General features: G+C 74.7%; 4 protein-coding genes. 1 reads left to right on the top strand and 3 read right to left on the bottom strand.

Annotation, left to right across the window (positions count from 1 at the left end):
• Positions 1-217: 217 nt before the first annotated feature.
• Genes ACTUAL_RS04945 through ACTUAL_RS04935 form a run of 3 tightly spaced genes read right to left on the bottom strand, consistent with a single transcriptional unit; the run spans position 218 to position 5018 of the window.
• On the bottom strand, positions 218-2662 hold the full coding sequence (locus tag ACTUAL_RS04945) for a transglutaminase family protein (RefSeq protein ID WP_440899416.1): 2445 nt from the start codon (positions 2660-2662) through the stop codon (positions 218-220).
• On the bottom strand, positions 2663-3952 hold the full coding sequence (locus tag ACTUAL_RS04940; RefSeq protein WP_096496470.1) for a DUF58 domain-containing protein: 1290 nt from the start codon (positions 3950-3952) through the stop codon (positions 2663-2665).
• A 1-nt stretch (position 3953) separates the two neighbouring features.
• On the bottom strand, positions 3954-5018 hold the full coding sequence (locus ACTUAL_RS04935) for an AAA family ATPase (RefSeq protein WP_440899415.1): 1065 nt from the start codon (positions 5016-5018) through the stop codon (positions 3954-3956).
• Positions 5019-5512: 494 nt separating this feature from the next.
• Here ACTUAL_RS04935 and mraZ point away from each other — a divergent pair, with 494 nt between their 5' ends.
• Positions 5513-5944, top strand: a complete 432-nt coding sequence (gene mraZ, locus ACTUAL_RS04930; RefSeq protein ID WP_015804473.1) for a division/cell wall cluster transcriptional repressor MraZ — start codon at positions 5513-5515, stop codon at positions 5942-5944.
• The last annotated feature ends 275 nt before the right edge of the window (positions 5945-6219 follow it).

Below are 6219 nucleotides of genomic sequence, written 5' to 3'. Positions count from 1 at the left end.
TTCGCCCCCAGTGCTCCCCGGCCTGACCCCAGCACTTCGCGCGGCTCCTGGACCACAGCACTTCGCGCGGCCCCTGAACCCCAGCGCCCCTGAACCCCAGCGCCCCCAAACGCGAAGCGGCCCCCCCGGCTCGGCGCCTGGCGGGGCCGCTTGCCGCAAGCACCGGCGTCCGGTCCGCCGCCGCCCCCCCGGTCCCGCGCGGCGACCACGCCCCCGGTCAGCTCTCCTTGCCACCCGGTGGTTTCTGCAGCACCGACTTCGGCAGCACCTTCGCCCGCAGGGCCAGCGGCGCGTTGCGGGTCAACGACCGGCGGACCTCGTCCACCGCCGTCGGCAGGGTCGGGTCCGCGCCGCCGTTCGCGCTGTACCACGAGCGCTCCACCGCGCCCACCACCGCGCGCAGGCCGTCCCTACCCTGCTCGTCCAGGTTGTGCTCCCGCACCAACCGCCTCGCCGCCACCCGGACCGTCTCCGTGCTCCGCACGCCCGCGCCCCGGTCCAGCGACTCCGCGATCAGCTCCTGCCACGCCGCGCCCGCCGCGTCCGGCCCCAGCGCCGCGACCCTGCGCAGCCTCGCGCGCCTGGTCGCCTCGCGCAGCGCTGCGGGGGCCGCGGCCACCGCGGCCACCGCCACGACGGCCGCCAACCACCACGACAGCAGCGCCGCCGTCAGCGCCAGCGCCGCGACGCCCGACCCGGCCGCACCCGCCACCAGGACCCGCTTCGCCCGGCCCGACACCGCCCGCTCACCACCCGGCCGCCTGCCCAGCAGCGCCACCGCCGCCAGCAGGGCCGCCAGCGCCAGCGCGCCCACCAGCGCGACCAAGTGCCACGCGGGCACCCGGTTCCCGCCGTCGTCCTGCTGCCCCTGCGCCGCCGCGTCGGCGGACGTGGAGGCCGACGGGTTCGCCGCCGAGCTCGACACCGCCGTCGTGGTCGTCGTCGTGACCTGCGCGCTGCTGGCCCCGTCCTCGTTCTCCACCCGGTTCCCGGAGATGTACGGGGGCACGACCGCCCGGTCGCTCAGCGGCGTCGGGTCGAACGTCATCCAGCCGTACCCGTCGAAGTAGATCTCCACCCACGCGTGCGTGTCGTCCGTCGTGATCGTCTGGTACTCCGCGCTCGGGAAGCCCGCGGTGAACCCGACCGCCACCCGCGACGGCAGCCCCAGCGTCCTCGCCATGATCGCCATCGCCGTCGCGTACTGCTCGCAGAACCCGGTCTTCCCGGTGAGCACGAAGTCGGCGAGCGCGCCCGAGTCGAAGTCGTTCTTCGTCTCCAGCTTGTACTGGAACCCGTTGTCCGGGTCCTTGAAGTAGTCGTGCAGCGCCTTGGCCCGGTCGAACGGGTTCTGCGCGGACGCGGTGACCTGCCGCGCCAAATCGACCACCCGCTGGTCGACACCGGGGGCGTCCAGGTACTCCTGGTTGATCCTCTCCCCGTCCGCCCCCTCACCGCGCGCGGTGGCCTGCCGCAGCTGCTCGTCGGTGGGCGTGTCCAGCACCGTCTCCAACCGGTACCGGTCCACCTCGCGCTGCTGCTGGCTGTAGAGCATCTCCCGCTCCGGGTCGAACCGCCACTCGTCCTGGAGCGACTCGATCCGCCTCGGCTTGCCGTACACCGGGAGCCAGTTGTCCAGCCAGTCGACCGGCTCGATCTCCAGCACCTCGGTCTTGGCGTCGGGGTCGTACCCCACGCCCCTGGGCAGCTCGCCGTCGTTCGCCTGCACGCCCGACTGCATGCTGCCGCCGAGCCGGAAGCCCCGGTCGGGCTCGTACGCGCGCAGCGTCATCGCCCGCATGTACGCCTGCCTCGGCAGGTCCCGCACCCGGAACAGCTCCTTGGTCTGCCCCCGGTTGAGCATCCCGCGCAGCTCCGTCATCGGCTCGATGCCGAGCTTGCCCGTCCCGCCTCCCTCACCGGTGCCCGGCAGCCGCCCGACCGTGCCGACCAGCGGCGCGCTCAGCAGTCCCGCCAGCAGCGCCGTCACCACGGCCGCGCCCGCCACCGCCGTCGCGGCGGGGGCCGAGTTCACCCCGGCGCCCCTGGGCAGCCTGCCCCGCCACGCGCTCTGCCGGTGCTGCCCGTCCACGGCCAGCAGCAGCGCGAACGCCGCCGCCCCCAGCACGAAGATCCACAGCGGCAGCATCTCGTCCGCCAGCGACACCGGCACCGCGAACACGCACAGCAGCACCAGCCCCGACGCGGCGGGCGCGGCGGCGGCCACCGCCAGGGTGTCCACCACCACCGCGACGACGCCGATCGCCAGCATCACCAGGCACCGCATCGCCGGGCTGTCCGGCACCGGCGGTATCCCGGTCTGCACCTCCTCCAGCGCCGCCCCGAGCACCCCCACCAGGTCGCCGAGCGACCGCGGCCCCGGCAGCACCACCAGCACGCCGGTCCTGGTGAAGATCGTCACCAGCAGGCACGCCAGCGCCAGGAACTGCCCGAACGGCACCAGCGGCGCGGGCACCCGCACCGACCTGAGCAGCACGCCCACCCCGGCGATGACGGCGATCGCCACCCCCAGGTACACCACCCACAGCGTCCCGGAGAGCACGCTGGACAGCGCCATCGCCGTGCACAGCGTCGCCAACCCCGCGACGGCGGGCGTCGTGGCCACGACCCAGTCGCCGCCCGCGCTCCCTCTTCCGGCCACCTAGCCCACCTCCGCGCGACCGCGGTTGCCCGCGCTGTGGCACAGCTCCCGCCACACCTGGTCCATCGGCGTGGCGGGCGTCGCCACCACCACGCCCCACCCCGAGGCCCTGAGCACCCTGGCCGTGTCCTCGGCCGACGTCGCCGCCGCACCGGCCGGGCCCGCCGCGCTGACCGCCGCGTTCTCCCGCGCCCCGGCCCACGCCGCCACGTCCAGCACCACCGCGAGGCTGCGCGTCCCGCGCCTGCGGTGCCTGGCCAGCGACTCGGCCGCCTCCGCCGAGCACGCGCCCAGCAGCGCCACCACCTCCTGGCCCGCGCCCGCGTCCAACCCGGCCGCCAGCTCCAACCGGTGCGACGGCTGGAGCGCCGCCAGCGAGTCCAGCACCACGTCGTCGCCGTGCCCGGCGTCGCCCGTCACCCCCGCCAGCACCCGGCCGTCGTCGCCGACCAGCTTCACCTGGTGCCCGAACCGGTTCAGGTGCAGGCACACCGACGCCGCGAACGACACCGCCCACTCCAGGCTCGCCGACGGCCCGCTGCCCCGGTGCGCGGCCAGCCGGTGGTCGAGCAGCACCGTGGTGCCGCCGCGCCACGGCCGCTCCTCCACCCGCACCATCAGCTCGTCCCGCCGTGCGGTCGAGCGCCAGTGCACCTTCCGCAGGTCGTCGCCGTGCCGGTACGGCCGCACCACCGCGTCGTCCTCGCCCTGCCCGGTGCGCAACCGGATCGACCCGTCGTCGCCCGAGCCCATGCCGGACCCGCCGGGCAGCCCGGACAGCCGCACCACCCTCGGCACCACCACCAGCCTGGTCCGCCCCGCCATCTCCTGGTCGAACTCGGCGAGCCCGAACGGGTCGGTGATCCTGGCCAGCAGCGGACCCACCTGCTGCACCCCGCGCATCACCGGCTTGAGCTGGTAGCGCAGCGACGTCCGGTGGTTGCGCGGCAACCGCTCCACCACGAACCTCGGCCTGCTCCCCAGCGCGTAGGGCACCGCGTCCTCCAGCAGCAGCCCGCCCGTGGGCAGCCTGCCCGCGCTGCGCAGCTCCACCCTGACCTCGGCCGCCGCGCCCACCGGCACCCGCACCGGGTCCAGCGACCGCGCCGCGCGCAGCCCCACGCGGGCCCGCTGCGCCAACCAGGCCGCCAGCAGCGGCATCGCCACCACGAACACGGCCACCCGCAGCAGGTCCCGCTCGTCCAGCACCCACGCGCACCCGCCCGCCGTGACGCCCGCGGCCAGCAGGCAGCGCCCGCGCGTGGTCAGCCCCGACAGCGCCCCCGCCATGTCAGCGGTGGGCCTGCGGGCGCTGGTCCGACGCCTGCGGCACCGGGACGCGCTGCGCCAGCGAGCGCACCAGGTCAGCCGCGGACCGGCGCGCGGCCTGCGCCTCCGCGGTCAGCACCAGCCGGTGCGCGAGCACCGGGACGGACACCGCGTGCACGTCGTCCGGCACCACGAAGTCCCGCCCCGACAGCGCCGCCTGCGCCCGCGCGGCCCGCACCAGCTGCAGCGTCGCGCGCGGCGACGCGCCCAGCCGCAGCTCGGGCAGCCGCCGCGTCGCGCCGACCAGCTCCACCGCGTACCGGCGCACCTCGGGCGACAGGTGCACCCCGCGCACGGCCTTGACCAGCCGCAGCACCTGCGCGGCGTCCGAGACCGGGCGCAGCTCGCCCAGCGGGTCGTGCCCGGCGTGCTCGTCCACCATCGCCAGCTCGGCGGCCGGGTCCGGGTAGCCGATCGACACGCGCGCGGTGAACCGGTCGCGCTGCGCCTCGGGGAGGGCGTAGGTGCCCTCCATCTCGATCGGGTTCTGCGTCGCGACCACCATGAACGGCTCGCCCAGCGGGTAGGTGCTGCCGTCGACGGTGACCTGGTGCTCCTCCATGCACTCCAGCAGCGCGGACTGCGTCTTGGGGGAGGCGCGGTTGATCTCGTCGCCGATCACGATGTTCGCGAAGATCGGTCCCGGCCGGAACTCGAAGTCGTTCTCCTGCCGGTTGTAGATCGACACGCCGGTGATGTCGCTGGGCAGCAGGTCGGGGGTGAACTGGATGCGGCTCACCGTGCAGTCGATCGACCTGGCCAGCGCCTTGGCCAGCGACGTCTTGCCGACGCCCGGCACGTCCTCGACGAGCAGGTGGCCCTCCGCGAGCAGGGTGACCAGCGCGACGCGGACCACGTCCGGCTTGCCTACGATGACCCGCTCGACGTTGGCCGCTATCCGGCCGACCACCGAGTGCAGCTCGGCGAGCACCTCATCCGGCCGCTGGCCCCTGACGGAGCCGTTGGGGTTCGCCGCACCCCCGCCGGGGTGGCCGGGGAGCGCGGTTGGCGGGGTACTCGGAGTCACTCGACCTCCTGGGGCGCGGCCCACGCACGACCGTGTAGGGGGGAAGGCGTGAGCGTTTCACGAAGTGTGTCAAACCGGGGCTAAGCACGGGTGTGCTCCGGGACGTCCTCGGCCCGGACCGCCGATTCAACAGAACCGACCTCAAGGTTTCCACGAGGCCGGTCCGGCGCGCGTCCTCCACGTCGCCCCACCCCGGTTCACCACGATTCCCCACCCGGTGCGGCCGAAGCCCGGTTTTGGGCCGAATTCCTAGGCCGTTCGGGTGATGTTCGGCCCTGTCGGAGTCACTCGCCGGGGTGTCGGCCGCGATTTTCCCCCACCGTCACGTTCGGGAAACGCAGCCTCCCTACCAGCGCAAACGTCCCCTCCGAGGTGGGTGGGCAAGGGCTTTTGGCGTTGACTGTGGTGAAAAGTGGGGTACTGTGGCGGCCGGTGGGGCAGACGGGGGCCCCACTGCCGGTCGCGATCTCGTCGGCGACGGGAGGTGCCACGCCGTGTTCCTGGGCACGCACCACCCGAGGCTCGACGACAAGGGCCGGCTCACGCTGCCTGCGAAGTTCCGGGACGCGCTAGCGGGGGGTCTCATGGTCACCAAGGGCCAGGACCACTGCCTGTACGTGTTCCCCAGGGCCGAGTTCGAGCAGATGGCGCGCAAGGTCGCGGAGGCCCCCTTCACCAACGAGGCCGTCCGCGCCTACCAGCGCTACCTGTTCGCGGGCACCGACGAGCAGCGCCCCGACGGGCAGGGTCGCGTCCTGATCGCCCCCGAGCTGAGGCGCTACGCCGGGTTGACCAAGGAGTGCGTGGTCATCGGCGCGATCAGCCGGTTGGAGATCTGGGACGCGCAGGCCTGGCAGCGCTACCTCGAGGAGCACGAGGACCGCTACGCCGAGGCCCGCGAGGAGGTGCTGCCCGGCGTCTTCTGATCCGGTCACCGGTTCGTGGCTCGACCGCTTGAGGATTCGGGTGCCGTGAGGCCTCGGTCCGCTCGGCTATCGGCCCTGGCGCACCTTCCCCGGCGCCAGGTTCGACGGGCGGGCGGGGACCTGACGACACCCGATTCGCTTTCCCGGTCCGGCGCGAGCGGCGCCGGTGCGACGCCGGGACCGGGGGGCGCGGCTCCGGCGCGGGGGGCGGGGGGGGGCGGGGGGGGGCGGGGCCGGGGCGGGGGGGCGGCTCGGGGCGCGCGGGAGGGGGGGGC

The sequence above is a fragment of the Actinosynnema sp. genome (genome assembly GCF_052038725.1).
The sequence above is the reverse complement of the archived record's forward strand: the minus strand, read 5'-3'. Positions and strand labels throughout refer to the sequence as shown.